Here is a 23,910-nt window from a genome sequence, read left to right as displayed (position 1 = left end):
ACCCTGGAGCCTGCTGAAACCGCAAGCTCCAGGGTGTTGGCCATCAAACCGAGTGGGGGGCCCGTTGCCCGACGTCAGTCGGCTGCAACTTGAACACGTAGAACAGTACCGTCAGCAGCACCAGGAATACCGGGCCTACGTACAGCGCGATACGGGTATCCGGGAAGTACGCCATCAGGCCCACCACCAGCACCAGGAACGCCAAGGCCAGGTACGAACTGACCGGGTACAGCCACATGCGGTACTTGAGGCCGGCACGTTCGGCCGGGCTCAGGCCCTGGCGAAACTTGAGCTGCGCCAGCAAGATCATCACCCAGGTCCAGATTGCGCCGAAGGTGGCAATCGAGGTCACCCAGACAAAGACTTTTTCCGGCACCAGGTAGTTGAGCAACACGCCCAGCAGCAACGCAAAAATCGACAACAGCAGCGCCTTGCGCGGCACGCCGTTACGCGAGGTGGTGCCGAAGGCTGCCGGCGCCTGGCCGTTTTGCGCCAGGCTGTAGAGCATGCGCCCGGTGCTGAAGATGCCACCGTTGCACGACGACAGCGCGGCAGTGATCACCACGAAGTTGATGATGCCTGCGGCAGTCTTGATGCCCAGGCGCTCGAAGGTCATCACGAACGGGCTGCCCTGGGTGCCGATTTCGTTCCACGGGTAGATCGACAGAATGACGAACAACGCACCGACGTAGAACAGCAGGATGCGCCAGAACACCGAGCCAATGGCATTCGGAATGGTCTTCTGCGGGTTCTTCGCTTCACCGGCGGTGAGGCCGATCATTTCCACGCCCAGGTAGGCGAACATCACCATCTGCAGGGACATCAGCACGCCCTGCACGCCGTTGGGCAGGAAGCCGCCGTGCGCCCACAGGTTGGAAATACCCAGCGCGACGCCGTCATTGCCAAAGCCGAACGCGATGATGCCGACACCGCCGATCACCATGGCGATGATGGTGACGATCTTGATCAGCGCGAACCAGAATTCGAACTCACCGAAGGCCTTGACCGCGATCAGGTTGATCGTGCCCATGCTGACCAGGGCCGCCAGGGCCCAGATCCAGCGCGGCACATCGGGGAACCAGACGCCCATGTACACCGCGACGGCGGTGATTTCCGCGACGCAGGTCACCAGCCACAGGAACCAGTAGTTCCAGCCGGTGAGGAAGCCCGCCAACGGGCCAAGGTAGTCCTGCGCGTAACGGCTGAACGAGCCGGCGACAGGGTTGTGCACGGCCATTTCACCCAGCGCGCGCATGATCACCAGGATCGCCAGGCCGCCAATGATGTAGGAAAGCATAATCGCCGGGCCGGCCATTTCAATGGCCTTGGCCGAGCCAAGGAACAGGCCGACGCCGATACAGGCGCCAAGGGCCATCAGGCGAATATGCCGTTCGCCCAGTTCACGTTTCAGCGGGCCGCCCTGAGCGGTCTCGCCATGGGGCAGGTGATTGCCAACTGGCATAGGGGTACAACCTCGTCTTGTTATTGGATATGAGCCACCGAGCGTTCCGCGCGCCTGGCGGGTAAGCCGGGGGCGAACTTCAACCGGGCCTGTTTCGTGGACAGGTACGTCCGACAGGGCACAGCCTGCGGGATCGGCGGGGGTGCAGTATAAAAAGCTGGCACTAGGGTCTTTCACTCTAAAACAGACTAAATTCAGCGATAAGTCGGGGTAAATACGCCTTTTACAAGGAAGCATTGCCTGCCTTGACGCATTTAGCAGGGCAGCGAGTATTGCACAGTGAGGGTGTAGCGTCATGTCCCCGCCAACGCCGCAATGACCGCACCGAAGGCTCTGGCGCAACACATTGAGCCCGGCCACCCATGCCTTTCTGGTCGTCAGTAAAAACTCGTCGCCCTTGATCCAAACCCTGGACTTCCAGGAGGACGGCTGGCAGAACCTGTGGATCTGCGCCCCCTGGGCGAGGATTGCCTGCTCGGCGGATGCATACCCTTGGGCATTCGATGCACGGATTCGGGCGTGGACCCGCGGGGTCGAATCCAGGTGGCGCTCGGCGCTCGCCGCACAAATTCTTCACAGCGCATCGCCAGCGACTAAGCTTCACCCAAGTCCGATCAATCTGCGTGAATGGATCAATCGACTATGGGCGCTTTATGGCAAACCGATTCGAAACCCGCTGTGGCTTCCACCGACAGCGCGGATCCACCGCCATTGCCACAAAGCCCCCACTCGCGACGGTTGTGGTGGCGGCTGATGTGGCTGGTGCTGTTGCTCGCGTTGGTGGCCCTGGGGTGGGTCGCCAGCAAGGAAATGCGCACCTCGCGCCTGCAGGCCGAGCACCTGAGCCCGTTCGCCGCACAGCTCAGCTACCGTGTGGAACCTGGCGCCAGCGACGCCGTGGTGTACCCGGGCGATGGTCCGTTTGACCAGCGCCTGGGCTACAGCGCCCTCGATGAATTCCTGCCACGCCTGCTCAAGCGCAATTACCTGATCCAGGCGCAGGCGCGTTTTTCCCCGGCACTGATGAACTACACCGAACACGGTTTGTTCGTGCCCTACGCGGAAAAAGTCCAGGCCGGCCTGACCATCACCGATTGCCGTGCCGCACCGCTGTACAGCTTTACCTACCCGCAACAACTGTATGCCAACTTTGCCGCGATCCCGCCGCTGGTGGTGCAGAGCCTGCTGTTTATCGAAGACCGCGACTTGCTGGACACCAGGCAACCCTTCGCCAACCCGGCGGTGGACTGGCCGCGCTTCGCCAAGGCCGCCTGGTCGCAGGTGGCCAAACTCCTGCACTTGCCGGGGCAAACGGCGGGTGGCAGCACCCTGGCCACGCAGTTGGAAAAATACCGCCACTCGCCCGACGGCCTGACCCTGTCCGGTGGCGAGAAAATCCGCCAGATGATTTCCGCCAGCGTCCGCGCCTATCAACCGGGGCCGAACACCCTGGGTAGCCGGCAGAATATCGTGCGCGATTACCTCAACAGCGTGCCGCTGTCGGCGGTGCCAGGCCACGGTGAGGTGCATGGCCTGGCCGAGGGGTTACGCGTGTGGTACGGCGCCGATTTCAACCAGGTCAATGCCCTGCTGGCCGGCAACGCGCCCAAAGACCTGGGCGCAAAGGGCCTGGCACTGCGCGAAGTGCTGTCATTGATGATTGCCCAACGCCGGCCTTCGCACTATTTGACCAAAGGCCGGGAGGAGCTGGCGCAACTGACCGATAGCCATATCCGCCTGCTGGCGCAGAACAACGTGATCGACCCGGCGCTGGCCAAGGCGGCCCTCACCAGCCATGTCACCTACCGCGACTGGCAGCTGCAACCGACGGTGCAGCCGGTGGAAACCAACAAGGCGATCAACGTCGCCCGCAGCCGATTGGCCAATCTGCTCAACCGTCCGTTGTACGATCTTGACCGCCTCGATCTGTCGGCCACCAGCACCCTCAACTACGACTTGCAAACCCAGGCCACCGACTATCTCAAGCACCTGGCAGACCCGACGTTCGCCGCGCAAATGGGCCTGCTCGGCCCGCGCCTGCTCACCCCGCAAAGCACGCCCCAGGTGCGCTACAGCTTCACCCTGTTCGAACTGACGCCCGATGGCGCGCGGGTTCGGGTCCAAACCGACAACACCGACCAGCCCTTCGATATCAACGAAGGCAGCAAACTCGAACTGGGCTCCACCGCCAAGTTGCGGGTGCTCACCACCTACCTGCAAATCATCACCGAGCTGCACGATCGCTATGGCGCACAACGCGCTGCCGATCTGAAGAAAATCGAAGTGCCCGACCAGGATCCATTATCGCGCTGGGCGTTGGACTACCTGATCCAGAGCCCCGACCGAGACCTGTCCCGGATGCTCGACGCAGCGCTCGATCGCACCTATTCAGCCAGCCCCGGCGAAGCCTTCTTCACCGGTGGCGGCCTGCACCGCTTCCACAACTTTCGCAATGAAGACAACGGTCGCAGCCCGACCCTGCGCGATGCCCTGCGCGAGTCGATCAACCTGCCGTTCATTCGCCTGATGCGTGACCTGGTGCGCTACACCACCTATTCCGGTGAAGACAACAGCGCGCGGTTGCTCAAGGACGACAGCGACCCGCGTCGCCAGGAATACCTGGCCAAATTCGCCGACCATGAAGGCACCGCGTTCCTGCTCAAGTTCTGGAAAAAGTACCGCAACAAAGACACCCAGGCGCGCCTCGACACGTTCATGGACAGTCTGCACCCCACCGCGATTCGCCTGGCCGCCGTGCACCGTTACCTGCTGCCCCAGGCCAGCCAGGAGAGCTTCAACAGCTTCGTGCGTTCGCACCTCAAGACGCTGAAAACCACCGACAAGCTCACCGATGAACGCCTGGACACGCTGTATAAAAGCTATGGCCCCGGCGCCTACGACCTACCAGACCAGGGCTACATCGCCAAGGTGCACCCGCTGGACCTGTGGCTGCTGGGCTACCTGATCAACCACCCCGACGCGACGTTCACCGAGATGGTCAAAGCCAGTGAATTCGAGCGCCAGGAAGTCTATAGCTGGTTGTTCAAGAGCCGGCACCAGAGCGCACGGGACAGTCGCATCCGCACCATGCTGGAGATCGAAGCCTTCCTCGGTATCCACGAGCGCTGGAAAGCGGTTGGCTACCCCTTCGATCACCTGGTGCCCTCCCTGGCCACCGCCATCGGCAGCTCTGGCGACCGCCCCGCCGCCCTCGCCGAACTCATGGGTATTATCCTCAACGACGGTGTGCGTGTGCCGGCGTTGCGCATCGATAGCCTGCAATTTGCCAGCGGTACGCCTTATGAAACCCGGGTGATCAACGACCCGAACCGTGCCAAGCGCGTGCTGCGCAGCGAAATCGCCACGGCGTTGCGCGGTGCCCTGTCCCAGGTGGTGGACGCCGGCACCGCCAAACGCGTGGCGGGCAGTTTCAAACTGGCCGACGGCACACCCCTGGGCATGGGTGGCAAGACCGGCACGGGCGACAACCGTATCGAAGCCATGGGCGCCGGCGGACGCATCCTCAGTTCCAAATCCATCAACCGCACCGCCACCTTCGTGTTCTACATCGGCGAGCATCATTTCGGCACGCTGACAGCCTTCGTCCCCGGCGCGTCGGCGGAGCACTTCACGTTCACCTCGGCCCTGCCGGTGCAAGTGCTCAAGGGCATGGCGCCGATCCTGACGCCCTATCTGCAACCGGGCACACAGACGCTGTGTGTGGCGCGCTGAAACCGGGGTGGTATTCCTGCATTTTCGACTTTCGAATTGTGGGTTGTCAGGCACGCCAGCAGGCGTGCAACCCGCTATTTTTCAAACTTATTTTCGCCCCCTCGGCTGAATAGACTCAGGGAGTCCCCACTCCCCTATTCAGGTTAGAACCATGCCTACCGAGTCATCCGCCCTGGCGTTCCAGGGCCGTCAATTCGAACTGATCCAGAACGCACTGCCCGCCTGGGTCAAGGGCACCACGCTGGCACGCATTCGCGCCCTCAAGCTCAACGGCCTGCGAGCCCCGGCACCGCCCGCCAACGTCTCGCCCGAACTCAAGCGCGCCGTCGCCGACCACTGGCAAGCCCAGGGGACGCTTGACCGCCGCCTCGGCCCCCTCAACGATTTACGCGCCTTTGCCGAGCCGCTGCTCAAGCGTGCGCTGTTCACGCACTACGGCGAGGTCGATGTGCGCAACACCTGGCTGCGGATCTATGTGAACGCGCCCGGGGCCTGGTGGATGATGAACGTCAAGCGCGGCGTGCACAGCAAGACCCTGTCGCTGCTGGACATGGCCCTGCACAACTTCGCCGCTGGCGACAGCTTCGTCGACCATGCCTTCATGGGCCCGGAGGACGCCCGCGGCCAGCGCGACATCCTGTCGATCCGTCATCGCTTCAATGGGCAAAAACTGACCGCCGAAGGTTTCAAGACCTTGTGTCGGTCGTTGGACATCGGCCGCCTCTATCAGGCGCGACTAAGAAGCGCCCTGGGCTTCGACCAGCCTGCGTTGGCCCGCACCGTGCGCAACGAAGTGGTCAGCCAGCTCAAGGCGGACTTGCGCAGCAGCGCCCACCTTGGCCTGCACCACGGGCACCTGCCAAGTGACGCCTGTCAGGCGGTGCTCGATTTTATCAACGGTCCGCTGGGCCTCACATTGGATGGCCGCACACTGCGCTGCTACACCCTGAGCCTTGCAGGCTGCCAACTGGCCGGGATCCTGCTGTTCGCCACACCGCCGGAGCAACGTGCCGCCAGTGGCCGCCTTATTGCCTGGGTGCCCCAAGACCCCGAGCACCCCCTCAAGCAATACCCCTCGCCGTTGGCGTTTGTCGCGCAACTGACGCGCCAGTTGCACAGCGGCACCGACTATCAGGCGTTCTTCAGCCAGTTCGTGGCACACGCTCAACGCGGCAGCTTTTTCGCCCAGGTAAGGTCCCGTGCCCAACTCCCGATCAGCCTGCTGGACATTACCCAGGATCACCCCAACCGCGCCGCCGAACCGGCGCAGGACAATGCCTGGCACTACCTGTACAGGGCCAAGCTGAACAAACTGGTGAATGACGCCCGCGAGCTGGCGGTGTCCACGGCCTATGTCGACCAACTGGCCCGTTGGGCCTGGTGGGACAACCTGGAGCAGATGCTCTCGGATGTGCTGAATGCGGCCTTGCTGGTGGTCACGCCCTTTGTGCCCGTGGTGGGGCAACTGATGCTGGCCTACAGCGTTTATCAACTGTGCGACGACGTCTTCGAAGGCATCGTCGACTGGGCCCAGGGGCACGCCGAAGAAGCCGGCGAGCACGTGCTGGGGGTGGCGGAAAACCTGATCCAGGTCGCCCTGTTTGCCGGTGCCGGTAAAATAGGCGAAATCACGCGTCTCAAACTGTCGTCGTTTGTCGAAGGCTTGCACCCGGTACAACGGGGCGACGGCCCGCTCAAGCTGTGGAACCCGGACCTCACCCCTTACGCCCAGGAACACCTCGACCAGGGCAAACCCCTGGTAACGCTGGACGACCGGCACTTCGACGTACGCCATGAGCCCAAGTTGGACCAACACCGCATCGTGCATCCGTCCCGCACCGACGCTTATCAGCCCCAGGTCTTTTTCAATGGCGACGGTGCATTCGTACACGAGGGCGAATTCCCGCAAAGCTGGGACAGCCAGACCCTGATGCGCCGTCTCGGCCCTCGCGTACAGGGCTTCACCGACCAGCAATTGGAGCAACTGCGGATCGCCAGCGGCACCGATGAAGGTGTGCTACGCAACATGTATCGCTACAACGAACCGATGCCGCCCCTGTTGGCCAGCAGCCTCAGACGCCTGGAAGCCCAAACCTACCCCGAAGCTGCAAGCCGCAAGATTCGCGCGGGTCAGGCGTTGGCCCTGGAGCCCCCTTCCGACTGGCTCCCGCAAATGGTCACGGAGCTGCCCGGCTGGCCCGAGGACAAGGCTCTTGAAATCTTCCGCCAGACAGATAGGTCAGGGTCGCCCCATCGGTTCGGCAACCCTGAGGCCGCCCCCGCCGACACGTTGAGCCTGAGCCTGGCCCAGGCACTGTCGGGAACACTGCCGGACAAAATAGTGGGGTTTCTCGGCGAGACAGCCGTACGCGACCTGCTCGGCGCCAATGTGCCCACCGAGCAACGCGTACAAGCCCTGCGCAACACACTGGCCGACCATGTGAACCTCATGGCGCCCGACATCGCCGACAAGGTGTACCAGACCTGGGAACAGAATGACGACCCCGGCCTGTCGACCCTGCGCCAACCCTTTACGCACCTGGATACCCTCACCGCGAGTACCTTGCTCGACAGCGCCACGGAACAGGAGCGCCAGGCGCTCAATCAACACCGACTGCCGCTGCGCCTGCGCAACCTGGCCCGCGAACTGGACTTCGCCGCGCGTTCGGTCCTGGCCTTCGAAGGCTTCGACCAACCTTCACCGCTGCCGTTGGACACGGAAAGGCTGGCGCTCAATACCTTGAAATCCCACAGCGACACCTTTGCCCACTTGCGGATCGAAATCCGCGAACACTCCGCCACTGGCGACGTGCTGTGCGAAGCCGGACCGGCGACCGCCCGTACCACACACGTGCTGCTGCGCAACACCCAGGGTTATCAAGTGCACGGCCCGGCAACCACACAGCGGTCGCCGCCCACCGACCTGTACCAGGCGATTGTGCAGGCCCTGCCTGCCGACCGGCGTGACGCGCTGGGCATTCAAGCCGGCGAAGGCGACGCGCTCCGGCAGTGGCTCAAGCAGCGCGTGGCGTCCCTGGCCGAGCGGCGCAAAATCCTTGCCGAACCGCCGGTGTCGGTCATCCAGGGCCGCGAAACCAGCCGGCTGCTGGGTGGCCCGGTGCTCAGCCGCAGCGCCACCCCACCCTCCCGAACCCAGACCGAGCACGCACGGCAAACGCTGCAACTGTTGTTTCCGCACTTGAGTGAAGCGCGCTTGAACCGCTTCCTGGACGACATCCCCAACACCCAATTGCGTAAAACGCTGAACGGTCTGGTATTGGAAAAACAGCAACTGCATACCGACCTGCTGGGCTGGCAGAATTCGGTCATCCTCAGCCTCCGGGACGCGGCCCATGAACAGCAAGTGCGTGCCTCCATAAGGCAACTGACGGGGATGCTCGAGCGCTGCTGGAGTGAGCGATTCGCCGAGTACACCGACGACTGGGGACACGTCCAGCAAGGTGCTTCCCTGAAGCTGCGGGGCATCCCCATGCCGCCCAGGCTGCCCACCTTGAGCGCCAGTTTCGAACACGTGACCTTCCTGGATGCCAGCGTGTGTAACTTCGGTGACGCTCACAGCGATTTCCTCAAACACTTCCCCGCGCTGCGCGCGCTCAACCTGGCCGACAACCGCCTCACACAGGTTCCCAAAGCGCTGGAACAGATGCGTTTTCTCAGGGTGCTGAAACTGGCCGGTAACCGCCTGGAACTGGCGGCCCACGAGGTGGCACGGCTGAAGAAACTGCGCGCACTCAACAGCCTCGACCTGAGCAACAACCCGCTGGCGCGGGCGCCGGACATCAGCTGGATGCCGGGCCTGCGCCTGCTTTACCTCAGCGGCACACCGCTTGAGACCTGGCCCGAAGGACTGTTCGCGCACCCTCGCGACGACGCGTTTGTACTCGACCTGCGCGGTACCCGCATCAGCCGCATTCCCACGGTCGAGACGGGCTCCGCGCGGGCCAGGGTTGTGGCCCGCACACGCCTGGACCGGCGCACCCTGGTCGACGAACAACGCGCACGTTATGAAGGTTTGCGCGTGGCCGCCGGCCTCGATCCCAACCGTACGTATGAGCCTCTCAGCCACAACGATTTCTGGATGGAAGGACTTGAAGGCGAAGACCGCCAGAGCGCTGAAGCTTTGTGGCAAGCGGTGGAGCAGGAGCAGGGTTCCCAGGGTTTCTTCGAAGTCATCGAGGCTTTGGTGATCGAGAACGTTTTTGAAACCGATGCCGACCGCCAACGCTTCATCATCAACCGCCCGCTGTTGACGCAGCAGGTCTGGCGCATGCTGTGGGAGGTGCATGAGGATACCGAGTTGCGTGAACGCCTGTTCAAGATGGCCAGCTTTCCCGGCCTGTGCCCGGACGCCGGCGCGCAGATTTTCAACGAAATGGGGGTTGAGGTACTGGTCAGCGAGATCCAGCATAACGCCGTCACCCTTGCCGAACGCGAAGGCCACCTGGTCACCCTGGCCAAAGGCAGCGCGCGCTTGAAGCAACTGGCGAAGGTCGTCGGCCAGGAAGTCGCCCGGCGCCTGCGACCGGTGCAGGACGGAGGCGAGGGGTTGCGGTTGCGCTCGGATGTGCGCGATGGCGAGCCCGGCGAGGTCGATGAAGTTGATATTCACCTGGCGTATCAAACCGCCCTCGCCAGCCGACTGGACTTGCCCTGGCTGAGTGATCACATGCTTTATCGGGTCAACGCCAATGTGAGCCCGGCACAGATCGATCAAGCCCATGACACGGTGCTGGAGCTGGGCACGGGAGACGGGCTGGTCAACCAGATGCTGCTCGAACCCTGGTGGGAGCAGCACCTGCGCGACGCTTATGACAGTGAATATCGCGACAACGAGCGTGCCTATGGCGAACGCTTCCTGGCCCTGGACGATCTGCAAGCGCTTCAGGCTCAATGGACGCAGGCCGATGCGCCGACACGCGAACGCCTGAGGGCGCCACTCATCGCCCTGACCGACGCGGTGCAGGTACCCGAAAGCGTGGTGTTCTCCGACGAGCCGATGAGCGACGAGCTGTACAATCGCTTGCTCAACGACTTGGGCTACAACCAACAGGAATGGATGCGCCGCCTGACACGCAGGGCGCTTGACAAGGCAACCGGGCACAGCAATCGGGCGCAATAAACACGGTTGCCAGTGGCGAGAACACGCCCCCTCGCCACTGCCTGGTTTATTGCCCGGCCAACCCACGGCTCACGCTCAACCGGATGACCTCGGCCCCGATTCAGGGCGCAAGGAAGTCAAACACGATATGGACCGTGCCGTAATATTCCCCGGGCTTGTAGCCCTCATCGGGCTCAATGGCCGCGATTTCCAACTCTGCGCGCCGGCCCACCTGAGCCTCGGCAGCGTTGACCACCTCGGTGCTGTCCAGGGTCAGGGGCACCTGATTGAACAGCACCCGCAAGTCGATCCGGTACCGCCCGTTGAACAGGTAGGGCTCGGCGCCCAAGCGTGCTGCGACCCCGCCGGAGAGGTTTTTCACATCGAAATTCTTGCGCAGGCGACTCAACTGGGAGGTCGCCAGGTTCCAGGCAAGCTCTTGCTCCTGCCCCATCCAATCGGGCTCCGAAGGCAGCACATAGGCCTCGTGAACCGGAATCGTCACCGAAACATCGAACGCATGACGCTCCTCGATCGCCCTGGCGTAACCGGCCGTGAACAGCAGCGCCGTCAACACCAGCAGCCTTGTCAGTAGCTTGAACATCGTTATCACCCGTTGCTGTCGACTGTGATCAGCTTTTTCTTCTGCCCTTCAATCATTTGAAAGCCAAAGGTGCGCCCGGCCTTTTTCTCGAGCACCAACAGGCGCCCCGGCAGGATGTGATGCTTGGTGGTCGGCAGGCAGTCATTTTTTGCCGTCGCCGAGCAGTCGCGAAACTCATCCAGCAGCACCACGCTGTTGCCCTGGTTACGCAGTTGGTACTGGTTGGCCGTCTCCTTTATTTGCGTGTCGAAACGCGTGTTCTTCGGCCGCACGAAAAACACCGTGCCGTAGCCCGCCATGATGTTGACCCCCGCCGCCAGGCTGTCGTTGTATTCGGCGCGTTCTTCGTCGGTGACGGCAAAGTTGTCGTCCTTTCCCGGCACCACGGGGATGAAGCGCACCCGGAAATAACGCTCCCTGTCCCGCGGCCCCATGTACAACAGCCGTGTGCCCTGTCGCCCGTTGGCCGGCACGATTAACCGCGCCGGGCTGGCCATCAGGCCGTCGCGGCTGGTGGTCTTGCCTTCGTTGTCGGCCAGCGACGAGACCGGCACCTCGCGGTGCGTGCCGTCGGCGTTGTAGACGATCTCGAGCACATCGACCCGGATAAACGCCGTGCTGGTGCCGGTGTTGGACACGCGCTTGAGAAAGGAACTGCGGTCCGGCTCCAGGTAGTCATACACCACCCCGACGTTGATCGCCGGTGCCGCCTGGGCGCCCAGGGCATAAAGGAACATCCCGATCCATAACACTGCATGCTTCATGTTTGACTACGCCTCAATGATTGAACACGGCCCGCGCAAACCCCGCGGGGCCGGTAATGCGGATGACCGTCTAGACCTGCGAATCCCAGACCACGGTCACCACGCCCGAATAGGTACTTCCCGGTCGCTTGAGCATCTCGCCCATGTCGCCTCGCCGCACTTCGAAGTGCAGGCTGCCCGGCCGGTCGTTCACGTAGCGCGACGGTTGGAACAGCTCGGTGCCGACCCCATCCAGGCGCAGCGGCAATGTGTTCACCGCTTGCCCGTACTGGTCGACCAGACCGTTGGGCAAGGTCACGGCGACCTGCAGCGGCACCTCATCACCCTCGGCATTGCGCAGGCCGCAGGTGTTGCCCATGACGATCGAGCATTCGAGTTGCATTTTGAAACGCGAGCTGGCGGCGATGCGGAAGGTCTGGTCACGGTACAAGCGTGCCGGTGCGCGCCCGTGGTTGAGCCAGGCCTGCCAGCCGCCCTGGGGGATCAACTCGATGCGGTTGCCGCCGGGAGGGATGTCGACTTTGAGGGCGTGTTCCACCGACAGCTGGAAATTGAAGGTGGCGACGCTGTCATTGGTTTGCATCACGTCGCCCAGGTCAAAATCACCGCCCGGCCCCAGGGTGTAGGTGAGGCTGCCGGTGTATTCCCCCGCGGACATGGTGAGCGGGTTCGGGGTCCTGAGTTCGTAGGCGTATTCGAGGGTGCTGTAGACCATCCACGGGATATCCCTGCCAGCCGTCACACTGCAGGCCCCGGCATTCTCGGGGACGATCCAGAAAAACAGCGCAAAGGCGGGTGATGCCGCCAGGTAGTTCACGCCCTGGCAAGGCGCTGGCCCGTGCTGCCAGTAGTAGGACCACTGGGGCACCCCGGTGGTCGCCCAGGCGCTGACGCCCGGCGGGTAGGCAACATCCCAGCGAGCACCGACGCCGGCAATGCGCATCTGCACAGTCTCGGTTTCGCCGGTCGAACGGTGGGTCACCTGTAGATCCCGCCACGACGAGGGCACCTTGAAATAAGCACCTTTGCGCGGCTCGGCATTGGCAACGACAGGCTGGCTGGAGGTCGCCGTGAAGGTCCTGCGAATAGTGAAAATATTCATCGCCTTGCACCTGGCAGGAATATGCCAGGGGCAAATCCCGCTTTGCGGCGTGGTGTTCTCGAACTTGTTGACCATCGGGTTGCCCGGATCGGGGCGGAACACGGCGGTAATTTCCTCGACAAATGCCTGCGCTGGCGTACTGAACAGGCCCACGAGCAGGACCAGTGCGCGACACGATCCCAAGGCAATTCTGGTTACGGCAACTGACTTCATACATTCTCCGGTTCAAAGGTGCGGGCAGCCGTCAGCCAGCAGTTCCTGCGTTGAAGTGGGTGTCGGCCAGCGAGTCGGGCGTGCAGCGCAGGTCGCCGATCATCAGCACGTCGCTTTCATTCGGCGTGTTGGCAGGGTCGAGGCGGAACTGGCAGAGCAACTGGTTCTGGTAGCGCACTTCGAGGGTCGGTGAGCTGGCGCTCATTTCCATCGAGAAGAACCCGTCTACCTCGCTGACCCCGCGGCTGGCGTGGTTGATCACGTGATGGCCCTTGAGCGGGCGACCCTGGGCATCGAGCAGGCGTCCCAGCACCGACACGGTTTTCATCACCGTGACCTTGCGGTAGTCCACCCCGCCCTTGTTCAGGTGATAGCGAGTCCGCGCCGGCTGGATGTTGGCGGCGGGCGGATGGTTGCCCTCGAAGTCGAAGTTGACGGTGCTGCTCTTGTAGGCGGTCAGCGGCACAAAATTGCGACCGGGATGCAGCAGGGCGCCACCGCCACTGAAGTCGTCGGCACGCAGGGTAATGGCCTCGAGATCGGTCTCGACATCAATGATCATTCCCGCGCCCGTGCCGTGGTACTGGCTGGTCAGCAACGCTTTGTCGGCGCCCGCCACGAACGTGCTGTTGAGGTTCAAGCCACCGGTGAATGTGTTGTTGAACGAGCTGCGCTGCAGGAAGCCGTCACCGCTGATCGTATCCGTCGTGAAGCTGGCCGTGCCCGACAAGCCAACACCATAGGTATCGGTGAGGGCGGTGGCCGAGACGCTTTGCAGTACGTGGTCAGTGAGGTCCTGGCGATAGGTGACCGAGGCATTGTTGTCGCGACCGCCATCTCGGGCGGTGCGGGTGCCGACACTGCCGGACACTTGCCGGCCGTCGGTGCCCAGGGCCAGGCTCAAGGTGACGTCGAGGCCACGGTTGCGTTCATCGTCGATGCCATTGGTACCCGGCCGATCGAACACCGAGAAGCGCCAATTGGCGTCGTTGCCCAGCCAGGTACCGCGACGGTTCCAGCCCAGGTCCAGGCCGGTACCCTCGACATTGCCTTCGCTGTGGGACAGGCGCACGTTCCAGGAGTTGAAGGCGTCGAACCGGTGGTTGACCGACAACGCCGAATTGCTGGCTTCGCCAACGAACGTATTGCGCCGCAACCGCGTGCCGTCAGGCAGCGTTTCATAGGTATCGCGGGTGTCCAGCCAACTGCGGTTGTGGCTGAACACCAGGTTGGTGGCGCCCAACGTGTAGAGCGCCTGCAGGTCCATCCCGGTCCCGTGTTCGTGGGTTTCGTAGAGGTTGGCGTAGAGGCTGGTGTTGTTGGCGACGGTCCAGTCCACCGAACCGCCGTACTGCAGTTGCTCACGCACTTCGCGCGCGGACAGGCCAAGGATCACCCGTGGGTGCAGCAGGTAGTTGACGGAAGCGCCGGCGGTTGCCGCGCCGGAGGCCTGCTCATCCCAGTTACTGAATAATTTGGTCTCCCGACCGGCAAACACGTTGTAGCGCCAGCGGTCCTCGGCGTTGCGCCAGTTGCTCGGCTTGTACACCAGTTCCTGGGTGGTGCTGACGGTCATACCGTCTTCCAACAGGCGCACTTCCACTTCATAGATACCGCCGGGCAGCGGGCGTGTGTCCAGCGTCTGCAAGCCGGCAGCCACCGACTGGGTATTGATCAGCAGGCCATTGCGGTAGATCTCCACGGCGGCCTGGCGGTTGGCCGTGACGTAGATCGGATAGACACTGGGCTTGGCGTTGTTGATCGCCAGGGTGTCGGAGCTGCCGTACATCACCCCCAATGCGGTGTCGGGGCTGGCGCCAAAACTGCGCAACTGCCGGGTCAGGCCATCGGAGTTGGGCGTGAAATGACCCAGGCGCAGAAAACGCCCTTCCAGTTCGCGCTGGGTGTACAGCTCGTGGATCGCGTGGCGCAGTTGTTCCTCGTCGCCACTCTGGCGAGCCAGTTGCAAGTTGAACACCTGGCTCCAGTTGCCCAGGCTGGCACTGGCCTGCAAGCCAAAACGCCCGCCCAGGTCTTCGTTCTGGCCGCCATTGAGGTTCAGTTGATTGTTGATGATCACGCCATGGCTGCCGCCTTCAGGCTGCGCGTAATAGCGCGGGGCGTCGCCGGCGCGCTCGACGTTTCGCGTGATGATCGAAAGCTGCGAGCTCTCGAGGCTGTAGTGGGTAGACACCATTTGCTCGGGGCACGCCTGGCTACAGGCGCCCAGGGCCACACCCTGTTCAAGGATGGCTTGCCAGGTATCGCGGGTGGGCAGGGGCACCCTGCTGTCACCCACGTCGGTGAATTCAAGCAGGGTTACCCGGTCATCCCGGGACAATACGATCAGCGCCTCGCCGAGCAATTGCTGATCAAGATCGACCCGCACCGCCAGCGGCACATCGAAGAAGTGATCACTGAACCCGCGGGGTAAGTCTTGGGCCTGGGAAATCAGACTGCCAGGGTTCTCGGCACCGGCACTCGGCGCCGCCAGGACGCCCATACAAATCAGCAGCGCGAGCGCCGCCGCGATGTGAGTCATCGGGAACATGAACTAATACTCTGAATGCCAAATCACAGAATGAAAATTAGGCCGTCGGCGCGCGTTAACGCCGGCCGTCCTGCTGATGCGCTGCCCTCCAGCGCGACGCTGGAGGGCAAGGGGGAACATCAAAGGTTTGGCAGCACCGCGTCGAATATCAACGGAATGACGGTGGTGTAGTGACCGCGCTGAGTTGCCGACGGCTTGGCAGCGACAATACGCAGTTCGGCCCCCAGCCCAGGGGTTGAGTCAGCCTCGTTGACAACTTCCTGGGGCGTACCTGTGAGCACGACGCCATTCAAGGTGGCGGTCAACGGAATGTTTTGCGAGGCGTCGCCGTTAAAGAGTACGGCCGGGCCTCCGTCGATATGGGCGTGGATCGAGCCGTTGGTGTTGCGCATGTCATAAATAGCGGTCAACGGAATCAACTCACCATTGGCCAAGTTGTAAGCCATGGTCTCATCCCGGCCCCAGTTAGGGTCACGCGGTTGTACGTGAAACGCGATGGTTGAGATGAACGCCCTGATATTGACGGTATGGTTGGCTTCACCGGCTGCAAACACCGTGGAGGATAGCGCCAAGGCAGCCAGGGGGGCGGCAATTGCGAATTTCTTGAACATGGTCGACACCTGTTTTGGCATGGTTTTGAATCGCTTGAACGTTGGGCCAGAGGGCAGTCCACGGCACAACTTCGATGGGCATTACAGACTCTTCAAAGACTGAAAAGCGCAGCAATGATCAAGCAAATCAACCCACAGGTATGCCCGCCATTTCGCACAGTAGCGTGGCTTAAGTGCATAAGTCCCGAGCGAAAAAGATGGCATTTTGCCAAAACTTTTAAATCAACTGTAAGAATCAACCTACATTCATAAAATCAAAACGAACTCCCGAAAAAATTAGTGTAAGAGTTGTACGACAGAAACAACTAACGTCCATTAACACGCTTACCGGAAGTTGAGCGTTAACTCTAAATATATGCCTTAGACCCGCTCATACGATACCTGCCGTTGGTCGCCTGGACCTTTCGCCGCCTCAAGATATATCTTAAGTTCTATCTTATCCAAAACGGAGAGCGCGAAAATGAGAGAGCATCACCCCCACCCCCGCGAGCACGGCGACGGCCGTGACGGGTTTGAAAAACGCCCTGGGCGTGAACGCGGTGGCCGTGGCCCGCGCGTGTTTGCCCCCGGTGACCTGAAGTTGCTGCTGTTGGCGTTGATCGGCGAACAGCCGTGCCACGGCTACGACTTGATCCGGCAGATCGAAGGCATGTTCGACGGCGCCTACAGCCCCAGCCCCGGCGTGATCTACCCGACCCTGACCTTCCTGGAAGAAACCGAGCTGGTCACGGGCGACGCCGAGGGCGGAAAAAAACGCTACACAATCACCGACGCCGGTCGTCTTTCTTTAAGTGAGCAGGCGATTGCACTGGAAGGCGTGCGCATGCGCATCGACGTCAGCAAACGCTCGTTGCGCGGCCATGATCGCCCGCCCGAAATCCACGAGGCGGTGCATAACCTGCGCCACGCCTTGCAGTTGCACCATGGGCGCTGGAGCCCGGAAGAAATCATTCGCGTCGCGGCGCTGCTCAACAGCACCGCCCAAGCCATTGTCGACGGCCCGGCCGTCCCACCTGTGCAGGGGAAAGCTCAATGAATACGCAAGTCATCCATCGCGTCACCCACGAGATCAAACGCCGTCGCCTTGAGGTGCTACGAGTCGTCGACCTCACTCCACGCATGCGCCGCATCACGTTGGGCGGGCCGGAACTGGCGGGTTTTATCAGCTTGGGCAGCGACGACCATATCAAGCTGCTGTTCCCGCAGAACGCCGCCGAACAAGCCGCGCTGGAAAGCCCGACCTTCAGTCTCAAGGGCGACGGTCCGCAACCGGCCATGCGTGACTACACACCACGGCGCTTCGACCTGAGTATCGGTGAGTTGGACATCGACTTCGTGCTGCACGGCGATGGCCCCGCGTCCACCTGGGCCGAGCAAGTGCAGGTCGGCCAGCACCTGCACATCGGCGGGCCACGGGGCTCGATGATCGTGCCGGATATCTTCGACAGCTACTTGTTGATTGGTGATGAAACGGCGATCCCGGCCATTGCGCGCCGCCTGGAAGAATTGCCCGCAGGGCGTACGGTGCTGGCGGTGATTGAAATCGCCGACGAAGCAGAGCAGCAAACCCTGAAAAGTGCCGCCGATGTCCAGGTGAAATGGGTCGTGCGCGGCAAGGACAACTTGCTCGACACCGTGCACGACCTGACGCTGCCGAGCGGCTCGCTCTACAGCTTCGTCGCGACGGAAAGCAAGCTGTCGCGCCAGCTGCGGCGTGTGCTGCTGGATACGCACAAGGTCAATGAAGACTACCTCAAGGCCGCCGGTTACTGGCGGGCCGAGGGCAGCCAGGAAGAGTAAGCCTGGCGCGATCCAACAGGGGGAGCGGAATCACCCGCTGCCCCATTGGTTCGACGGTGATTTCAAGCCTTTATCCAGCCCCACCACCACCAGCGCGATGACGACAAACCCCACCAGAATACCCACGGCATTCACAAATACTTGGGGATAACCCAGGGTGCTCACATCAATGAACGGGTACTGATATTGCCCGAGCAAATCCCCGCGCAGCAGTGCATAGGCGAAGTACACCAGTGGGTAAATCATCCACGCGCCAATGTGCTTGAGCCGCACACTGCCCTTGGGCACACACCGCCACCAGTAGATCAGAAACAGCACTGGCATCACGTCGTGCAGCAACTCATCCGCAATGAACTGAAAGCCTGTGGGGCTCCACAAGTGCCGTAGCAACAGGTTATAGGCCAGGCTCACCACGACGATGCTCGCGGCGATCCCACTGCTGACCGGGGGCGACAGGAAAAACCGCTTCGCCGCTGATTCCCGACGGACCAGCGCATAACTCAACACCACCACCGCCAGGGTGTTGGTGAGCACAGTGAAGAAACTGAAAAAGTTGATCAGCCCTCCGAGCAGGCTGGCGCCGGTCGACCAGCGCGAATAGAAAATCAGGTATTGCTGGATCGCCAACCCCACCCAACCGGCCAGCGCCGCCACTGCAACAAACCGCTTCATGGGATCAATCCAACGGTCGTTTGGTGCGCATCAGCTTCACATACAAACCTTCGACTTTCTCCCGCGCCCACGGTGTCTTGCGCAAGAAGGTCAGGCTGGACTTGATGCTCGGATCGCTCTTGAAACAGCGGACATCGATGCGCTCGGCCAGGCCCTCCCATTCGTAATGTTCCACAAGCGTAGTGAGGACGTGTTGCAGGGTCACACCGTGGAGCGGGTCGTTGCTTGTCGCGGTCATGCCGGGCCTATGAAAAAAGGGTCACGAAGGTGCATACCTTATCACCCTGCCCTGCCAGGTAAAAAAGTTCCCGTGCGCGGCGAAAAAGAGATGTTATATTGTAACGATAAATCTCTATACCCGTTCTGCCAAGGAATGTCCTATGTCCCTCTCTTCTCTGTGGCGCTTGTCACCGCTCGCTGCCGCCCTGCTGATCGGCTCTGAAGCCCAGGCCCTTGAACTGCAACCCCAAGTCATCACCGGCAACCCACTGGGCAGCGAGCAACTCGCCTCGCCGACCACGGTGCTTGAAGGTGACGATCTGACCCTGCAACAAAAGGGCAGCCTCGGCGAGACCCTGAACAAGCAGCCCGGAGTGTCGTCATCGTACTTTGGCCCTGGTGCCAGCCGGCCGATCATTCGTGGCCAGGATGGCGACCGTATTCGCCTGCTGCGTAATGGCGTAGGCGCACTGGATGCCTCGTCACTGTCCTACGACCACGCGGTGCCGCTGGACCCGGTCAACGTCGACCGTATTGAAATTGTGCGCGGCCCCGCCGCCCTGCTGTACGGCGGCAGCGCGATCGGCGGCGTGGTCAACACCTTCGACAACCGCATCCCCACCGAAGCCATCGAGGGCATTCACGGTGCCGGTGAACTGCGTTACGGCGGCGCCGACACCACGCGCAGCAGCGCGGGCAAACTGGAAGCCGGTAACGGCACCTTCGCCTTGCACCTGGACGCCAACGCCCGGGAATTCAACGACCTGAGAATCCCCGGCGCTGCCCGCAGCCGCCACGCCCCGGAGAGCGAAGACGGCCCCGGCAAAAACGGTCGCCTGGGCAACAGCGACGGGCGCCAGGACGGCGGCGCTGTGGGCGGCGCCTACACGTGGGATGACGGTTATGCCGGGCTGTCCTACAGCAACTACGACGCTAATTACGGCTCGCCCGCCGAGCAGGACGTGCGCATCCGCATGAAGCAGGATCACTACGCGTTTGCCTCGCAGATCCGCAACCTGCAAGGCCCGTTCACCTCGGTAAAACTCGACGCCGGCTACACCGACTACGAGCACCGCGAGATCGAAGGTGGCGAGACCGGCACGGTCTTCAAGAACAAGGGCTACGAAGCTCGCGTTGAGGCTCGCCACCAGCCCATCGGGCCGTTCGACGGCGTGGTCGGTGCCCAGGTGACGCGCAACGAATTCTCGGCCCTCGGCGAAGAAGCCTTCGTACCGCAGACCGACACCAACGCCGGCGCGCTGTTTATCCTTGAGGAAATGCAGGCCACCGAGCGCCTGAAACTCAGCCTCGGCGGGCGCGTGGAACACACCAACGTCGACCCCGACGGCAAAGGCAATGCGCGCTTCGCCAATGCCGACAAATCCAACGATTTCACCGCCGGCAGCCTGTCCTCGGGTGCGGTCTACACGCTCACGCCCATCTGGTCCCTGGCCGCGACCCTGGGCTACACCGAGCGCGCGCCGACGTTTTATGAGCTGTATGCCAACGGAGCCCACGTGGCCACCGGCACTTATGAACGGGGCAACGCCAACCTGAAAAAAGAAAAAGCCGTGTCCAGCGACCTGGCCCTGCGCTTCGACAATGGCACCCACAAGGGCAGCTTCGGCGTGTTCTACAGCCGCTTCTCCAATTACATCGGCTTGCTGGGCACCGGTCGTACCTTGAACGACGACGGTGAAGAAGACGCAGCCGGCATCCCCGAGTACGAATACTCCGGCGTGCGTGCCCGTTTCGCCGGCTTTGAAGCCCAGGATCATTGGAAGCTGGGTGAAGGCGCCTACGGCAAGTTTGCCCTCGAACTGTCGGGCGACTATACCCGGGCCACCAACCTCGACACCGGTGAAGCCCTGCCGCGCATTGCACCGTTGCGCGTGAACAGCGGTTTGCTGTGGGAACTCGACCGCTGGCAGGCGCGCATCGATGTGGAGCATGCCGCAGGCCAGGGACGTGTGCCGGATAACGAGAGCGGCACCGATGGCTACACCACGTTGGGGGCGAGCGCAGGGTATCGCTTCACTCTCGGTGGCAGCCAATGGCTGGCATTTGTGAACGGGGAAAACCTGACCAACCAGACCGTGCGGTATGCCAGCTCGATCCTGCGCGACATTGCACCGGCACCCGGCCGCAGTGTGCAGTTCGGCGTGCGTACCACGTTCTAAACCTACCTTCAGGAGCCGGCTTGCCGGCGATGGCGTCCTCATGGGCCCTGTCGCAGGCAAGCCGGCTCCCACAGGGTTTGCCGGGCCTCTAGCAGCGACGTTCTGTCACTGTTACCAAATCGGAAATGATGCATCTTGCGATTTGCGCTTTCTCTTGGCGCGTCAGCACTTTATCCTTGCCGCAACAAACTGAAACGTTTCACTTCCGCGGTCGACCCCATCTTGCCGAACTCTCCTCTCCTCGAAGACAGCGCTGTCTTTCACCGACCTGCGCCTGGGGATAAATCGCCCGCCTGTGGATAACACTGCGATCCCTAGAAAAACCGAATTAACGCTGAACCAAGCCCGCGCCGAATCGTCATCTACAGTGAAGCACGGGGTTACATAATTCCAACGTAACGGAGAAACACAACTATGAGCACTGACGGTGCCTCAACGCCAAGCCGCCTGCTGCCCAGGCTGCTTGGAGTCTTGCTGCTGATCATGGGCCTGGCCTTGCTGGCCGGGGGTATCAAGCTGACGATGCTCGGCGGGTCGCTGTACTACCTGCTGGCCGGTATCGGCATCACCTTGACCGGCGTCCTGCTGCTGGCCACCCGCCGCGCTGCGCTGGGCCTGTACGCACTGGTGTTGTTCGCCAGCACTGTGTGGGCCTTGTGGGAAGTCGGCCTGGACTGGTGGCAGCTGGTGCCGCGCCTGGCACTGCTGTTCGCCCTGGGCATCGTCATGCTGCTCCCGTGGTTTCGCCGTCCGCTACTGCGCGGCCAGCCTGCCCCACTGGGCACTGGCGCGCTGAGCGTGGCCGTGGTGCTCGCTGGCGCTGCTGCCGTTGCCAGCCAATTCACCAACCCGGGTGAGATCAAAGGCCAACTGGACCGCGACGCGGTACCGGGCATGGCCAGCGCTGCACCGACCCAGGCCGATGGCGACTGGAACTCCTATGGCCGTTCGGCCTTTGGCGACCGCTACTCGCCACTGGCACAGATCACCCCGGAAAACGCGCACAAGCTGGTCCCCGCGTGGACGTTCCGCACCGGTGACATCCCAGGTCCGAACGATCCAGGTGAAACCACCGCAGAAAACACCCCGCTGAAAGTCAACGGCATGCTCTACGTGTGCACGCCGCACAGCCAGGTGATTGCACTGGACCCCGACACCGGCAAGGAAATCTGGCGCTTCGATCCGAAGATCAGCAGCCAGGGTGCCGAGAACTTCAAGGGTTGGGCACACATGACCTGCCGTGGCGTGTCGTATCACGATGACGCTGCCTACGCTTCCGAGCAGAGCCCGACTGGCAGCGCCAGCCCCGCCGCTGCACCGAATGCCTGCCCGAAACGCATCTTCGTACCGACTGCCGACACCCGCCTGATCGCCCTCAACGCCGACACCGGCAAGATGTGCGAAGACTTCGGCGACAAAGGCCAGGTCGACCTGCGTGCCAACATCGGCAGCTTCGCCCCAGGCGGTTACTACTCCACGTCGCCACCTGCTGTGACCAAGAACCTGGTGGTGATCGGCGGCCACGTGACCGACAACGTTTCCACCGACGAGCCAAGCGGCGTGATCCGCGCGTTCGACGTGCACACCGGCAAGCTGGTGTGGAACTGGGACAGCGGCAACCCGGACGACACCACGCCGTTGGCCGAGGGCAAGACCTACACCCGCAACTCGCCGAACATGTGGTCCATGTTCGCCGTGGATGAAAAACTCGGCATGCTGTACCTGCCGATGGGCAACCAGATGCCCGACCAATACGGCGGCGACCGTACCGAAGACTCGGAAAAATACAGCGCCGGCCTGACCGCCCTGGACATCGACAGTGGCCACGTGAAGTGGACCTTCCAATTCACTCACCATGACCTGTGGGACATGGACGTGGGCGGCCAGCCTTCGCTGATCGACATCAAGACCGAAGCCGGCGTGAAGCAGGCAGTGATGGCGTCGACCAAGCAAGGCAGCATCTACGTGCTGGACCGTGCTACCGGCCAACCAGTGGTGCCGATCCACGAAGTCGCGGTACCGCAAGGTGCAGTCGCTGGCGACCACACGTCGCCGACCCAACCCAAGTCCGACCTGAACTTCATGCCGCCGCCGCTCAAAGAGCGCGACATGTGGGGCGTGACGCCGTTCGACCAGATGCTGTGCCGGATTGATTTCAAATCCATGCGCTACGACGGTGCTTTCACCCCGCCATCGCTGCAGGGCTCGATCGTTTACCCAGGTAACTTCGGCGTGTTCGACTGGGGTGGCATTTCCGTCGACCCGGTTCGCCAGATTGCCTTCGTGAACCCGAGCTACATGGCGTTCAAATCGAAACTGATCCCGGCCGCCGACATCGCCAAGCAAGGTCCACGCGTCAGCGAAACCGAAGGCGTGCAGCCGAACAAAGGCGCGCCCTACGGCGTGATCCTCGAAGCCATGCTGTCGCCAATGGGCCTGCCGTGCCAGGCACCGGCATGGGGTTACGTGGCGGCGGTCGACCTGACCACCCACAAAACCATCTGGATGCACAAGAACGGCACCGTGCGTGACAGCTCGCCGGTTCCGATCCCACTGACCATGGGCGTGCCTAGCCTGGGCGGCACCTTCACCACCGCCGGTGGCGTGTCATTCCTCAGCGGTACGCTCGACCAGTACCTGCGTGCTTACGACGTGAAGAACGGCAAGCAACTGTGGGAAGGCCGCCTGCCTGCAGGCGCGCAGACCACCCCGATGACCTACACCGGCAAGGACGGCAAGCAGTACGTGCTGGTCATGGCCGGCGGTCACGGTTCCCTGGGTACCAAACAGGGTGACTACGTGATGGCGTTCAAACTGCCGGATTAAGCGACACCGGCGGTAAAAAAAGGCGGCTACCCTCAACAGGTAGCCGCCTTTTTCA

Annotated in this window: 14 protein-coding genes; 6 read left to right on the top strand and 8 right to left on the bottom strand. The window is 62.2% G+C overall.

All coding sequences use genetic code 11. From position 1 onward, the window contains the following. Nucleotides 1-43 precede the first annotated feature (43 nt). Entirely contained in the window at nt 44-1,462 is a 1,419-nt protein-coding gene (locus ATH90_RS05705) for an amino acid permease (protein WP_098465858.1), read from the bottom strand. 642 nt (nt 1,463-2,104) lie between these two features. Between ATH90_RS05705 and ATH90_RS05700 the strand changes: the two genes are divergently transcribed. Together ATH90_RS05700 and ATH90_RS05695 are read left to right on the top strand one after the other, a co-directional pair. Beyond that, nucleotides 2,105-5,194 carry a transglycosylase domain-containing protein gene (locus ATH90_RS05700; protein ID WP_098465857.1) on the top strand — a complete coding sequence of 1,030 codons (3,090 nt, stop codon included), beginning with the start codon at nt 2,105-2,107 and terminating at the stop codon, nt 5,192-5,194. Nucleotides 5,195-5,345: 151 nt separating this feature from the next. Next, a complete protein-coding gene (locus ATH90_RS05695) occupies nt 5,346-10,334 on the top strand; it encodes an NEL-type E3 ubiquitin ligase domain-containing protein (protein ID WP_098465856.1) in 4,989 nt (1,662 codons plus the stop codon). A gap of 100 nt (nt 10,335-10,434) precedes the next feature. Here the strand turns inward: ATH90_RS05695 and ATH90_RS05690 are convergent, their stop codons facing one another. The 5 genes from ATH90_RS05690 to ATH90_RS05670 all read right to left on the bottom strand — a co-directional run bounded on the left by ATH90_RS05690 (nt 10,435) and on the right by ATH90_RS05670 (nt 16,158). Continuing rightward, nucleotides 10,435-10,917, bottom strand: a complete 483-nt coding sequence (locus ATH90_RS05690) for a CS1 type fimbrial major subunit (protein ID WP_034102493.1) — start codon at nt 10,915-10,917, stop codon at nt 10,435-10,437. 5 nt (nt 10,918-10,922) lie between these two features. Beyond that, on the bottom strand, nt 10,923-11,681 hold the full coding sequence (locus ATH90_RS05685; RefSeq protein WP_069021962.1) for a pilus assembly protein: 759 nt from the start codon (nt 11,679-11,681) through the stop codon (nt 10,923-10,925). A 70-nt stretch (nt 11,682-11,751) separates the two neighbouring features. Next, nucleotides 11,752-12,996, bottom strand: coding sequence for a hypothetical protein (locus tag ATH90_RS05680; protein WP_069021960.1), 1,245 nt, complete (start codon nt 12,994-12,996; stop codon nt 11,752-11,754). A 31-nt stretch (nt 12,997-13,027) separates the two neighbouring features. After that, nucleotides 13,028-15,547: a TcfC E-set like domain-containing protein gene (locus ATH90_RS05675; protein WP_098465855.1), complete on the bottom strand. Its 2,520-nt coding sequence runs from the start codon at nt 15,545-15,547 to the stop codon at nt 13,028-13,030. A gap of 119 nt (nt 15,548-15,666) precedes the next feature. Continuing rightward, nucleotides 15,667-16,158, bottom strand: coding sequence for a CS1 type fimbrial major subunit (locus ATH90_RS05670; protein ID WP_069021956.1), 492 nt, complete (start codon nt 16,156-16,158; stop codon nt 15,667-15,669). Between the two features lie 460 nt (nt 16,159-16,618). On the opposite strand from ATH90_RS05670, the gene ATH90_RS05665 reads away from it, so the two are divergent. Next, nucleotides 16,619-17,194: a PadR family transcriptional regulator gene (locus ATH90_RS05665; protein WP_034102364.1), complete on the top strand. Its 576-nt coding sequence runs from the start codon at nt 16,619-16,621 to the stop codon at nt 17,192-17,194. Next, nucleotides 17,191-17,958 (top strand): siderophore-interacting protein, encoded by a 768-nt coding sequence (locus ATH90_RS05660; protein ID WP_069021954.1) that lies wholly within the window; start codon nt 17,191-17,193, stop codon nt 17,956-17,958. The genes ATH90_RS05665 and ATH90_RS05660 overlap by 4 nt, the downstream gene beginning before the upstream one ends. 30 nt (nt 17,959-17,988) lie before the next feature. On the opposite strand, the gene ATH90_RS05655 is transcribed toward ATH90_RS05660, so the two are convergent. Next, entirely contained in the window at nt 17,989-18,630 is a 642-nt protein-coding gene (locus ATH90_RS05655; protein ID WP_098465854.1) for a Pr6Pr family membrane protein, read from the bottom strand. A gap of 4 nt (nt 18,631-18,634) precedes the next feature. Beyond that, nucleotides 18,635-18,868, bottom strand: coding sequence for a VF530 family protein (locus ATH90_RS05650; RefSeq protein WP_016977534.1), 234 nt, complete (start codon nt 18,866-18,868; stop codon nt 18,635-18,637). Between the two features lie 142 nt (nt 18,869-19,010). On the opposite strand from ATH90_RS05650, the gene ATH90_RS05645 reads away from it, so the two are divergent. Next, nucleotides 19,011-21,029 (top strand): TonB-dependent receptor, encoded by a 2,019-nt coding sequence (locus ATH90_RS05645; RefSeq protein ID WP_098465853.1) that lies wholly within the window; start codon nt 19,011-19,013, stop codon nt 21,027-21,029. A 414-nt stretch (nt 21,030-21,443) separates the two neighbouring features. Next, nucleotides 21,444-23,855, top strand: coding sequence for a glucose/quinate/shikimate family membrane-bound PQQ-dependent dehydrogenase (locus ATH90_RS05640; RefSeq protein WP_034102359.1), 2,412 nt, complete (start codon nt 21,444-21,446; stop codon nt 23,853-23,855). The last annotated feature ends 55 nt before the right edge of the window (nt 23,856-23,910 follow it).

Origin of the sequence: Pseudomonas lurida (assembly GCF_002563895.1) — a bacterium.
Lineage (GTDB): Bacteria > Pseudomonadota > Gammaproteobacteria > Pseudomonadales > Pseudomonadaceae > Aquipseudomonas > Aquipseudomonas lurida.
Note: the sequence above shows the minus strand (reverse complement) of the source record. Positions and strands in the feature narration are given on the sequence as shown.

What these genes read in the sequence shown, in the direction of transcription:
- ATH90_RS05705 (WP_098465858.1), bottom strand. Translation starts at nt 1,462, where the DNA reads ATGCCAGTTGGCAATCACCTGCCCCATGGCGAGACCGCTCAGGGCGGC.
- ATH90_RS05700 (WP_098465857.1), top strand. Translation starts at nt 2,105, where the DNA reads ATGGGCGCTTTATGGCAAACCGATTCGAAACCCGCTGTGGCTTCCACC.
- ATH90_RS05695 (WP_098465856.1), top strand. Translation starts at nt 5,346, where the DNA reads ATGCCTACCGAGTCATCCGCCCTGGCGTTCCAGGGCCGTCAATTCGAA.
- ATH90_RS05690 (WP_034102493.1), bottom strand. Translation starts at nt 10,917, where the DNA reads ATGTTCAAGCTACTGACAAGGCTGCTGGTGTTGACGGCGCTGCTGTTC.
- ATH90_RS05685 (WP_069021962.1), bottom strand. Translation starts at nt 11,681, where the DNA reads ATGAAGCATGCAGTGTTATGGATCGGGATGTTCCTTTATGCCCTGGGC.
- ATH90_RS05680 (WP_069021960.1), bottom strand. Translation starts at nt 12,996, where the DNA reads ATGAAGTCAGTTGCCGTAACCAGAATTGCCTTGGGATCGTGTCGCGCA.
- ATH90_RS05675 (WP_098465855.1), bottom strand. Translation starts at nt 15,547, where the DNA reads ATGTTCCCGATGACTCACATCGCGGCGGCGCTCGCGCTGCTGATTTGT.
- ATH90_RS05670 (WP_069021956.1), bottom strand. Translation starts at nt 16,158, where the DNA reads ATGTTCAAGAAATTCGCAATTGCCGCCCCCCTGGCTGCCTTGGCGCTA.
- ATH90_RS05665 (WP_034102364.1), top strand. Translation starts at nt 16,619, where the DNA reads ATGAGAGAGCATCACCCCCACCCCCGCGAGCACGGCGACGGCCGTGAC.
- ATH90_RS05660 (WP_069021954.1), top strand. Translation starts at nt 17,191, where the DNA reads ATGAATACGCAAGTCATCCATCGCGTCACCCACGAGATCAAACGCCGT.
- ATH90_RS05655 (WP_098465854.1), bottom strand. Translation starts at nt 18,630, where the DNA reads ATGAAGCGGTTTGTTGCAGTGGCGGCGCTGGCCGGTTGGGTGGGGTTG.
- ATH90_RS05650 (WP_016977534.1), bottom strand. Translation starts at nt 18,868, where the DNA reads ATGACCGCGACAAGCAACGACCCGCTCCACGGTGTGACCCTGCAACAC.
- ATH90_RS05645 (WP_098465853.1), top strand. Translation starts at nt 19,011, where the DNA reads ATGTCCCTCTCTTCTCTGTGGCGCTTGTCACCGCTCGCTGCCGCCCTG.
- ATH90_RS05640 (WP_034102359.1), top strand. Translation starts at nt 21,444, where the DNA reads ATGAGCACTGACGGTGCCTCAACGCCAAGCCGCCTGCTGCCCAGGCTG.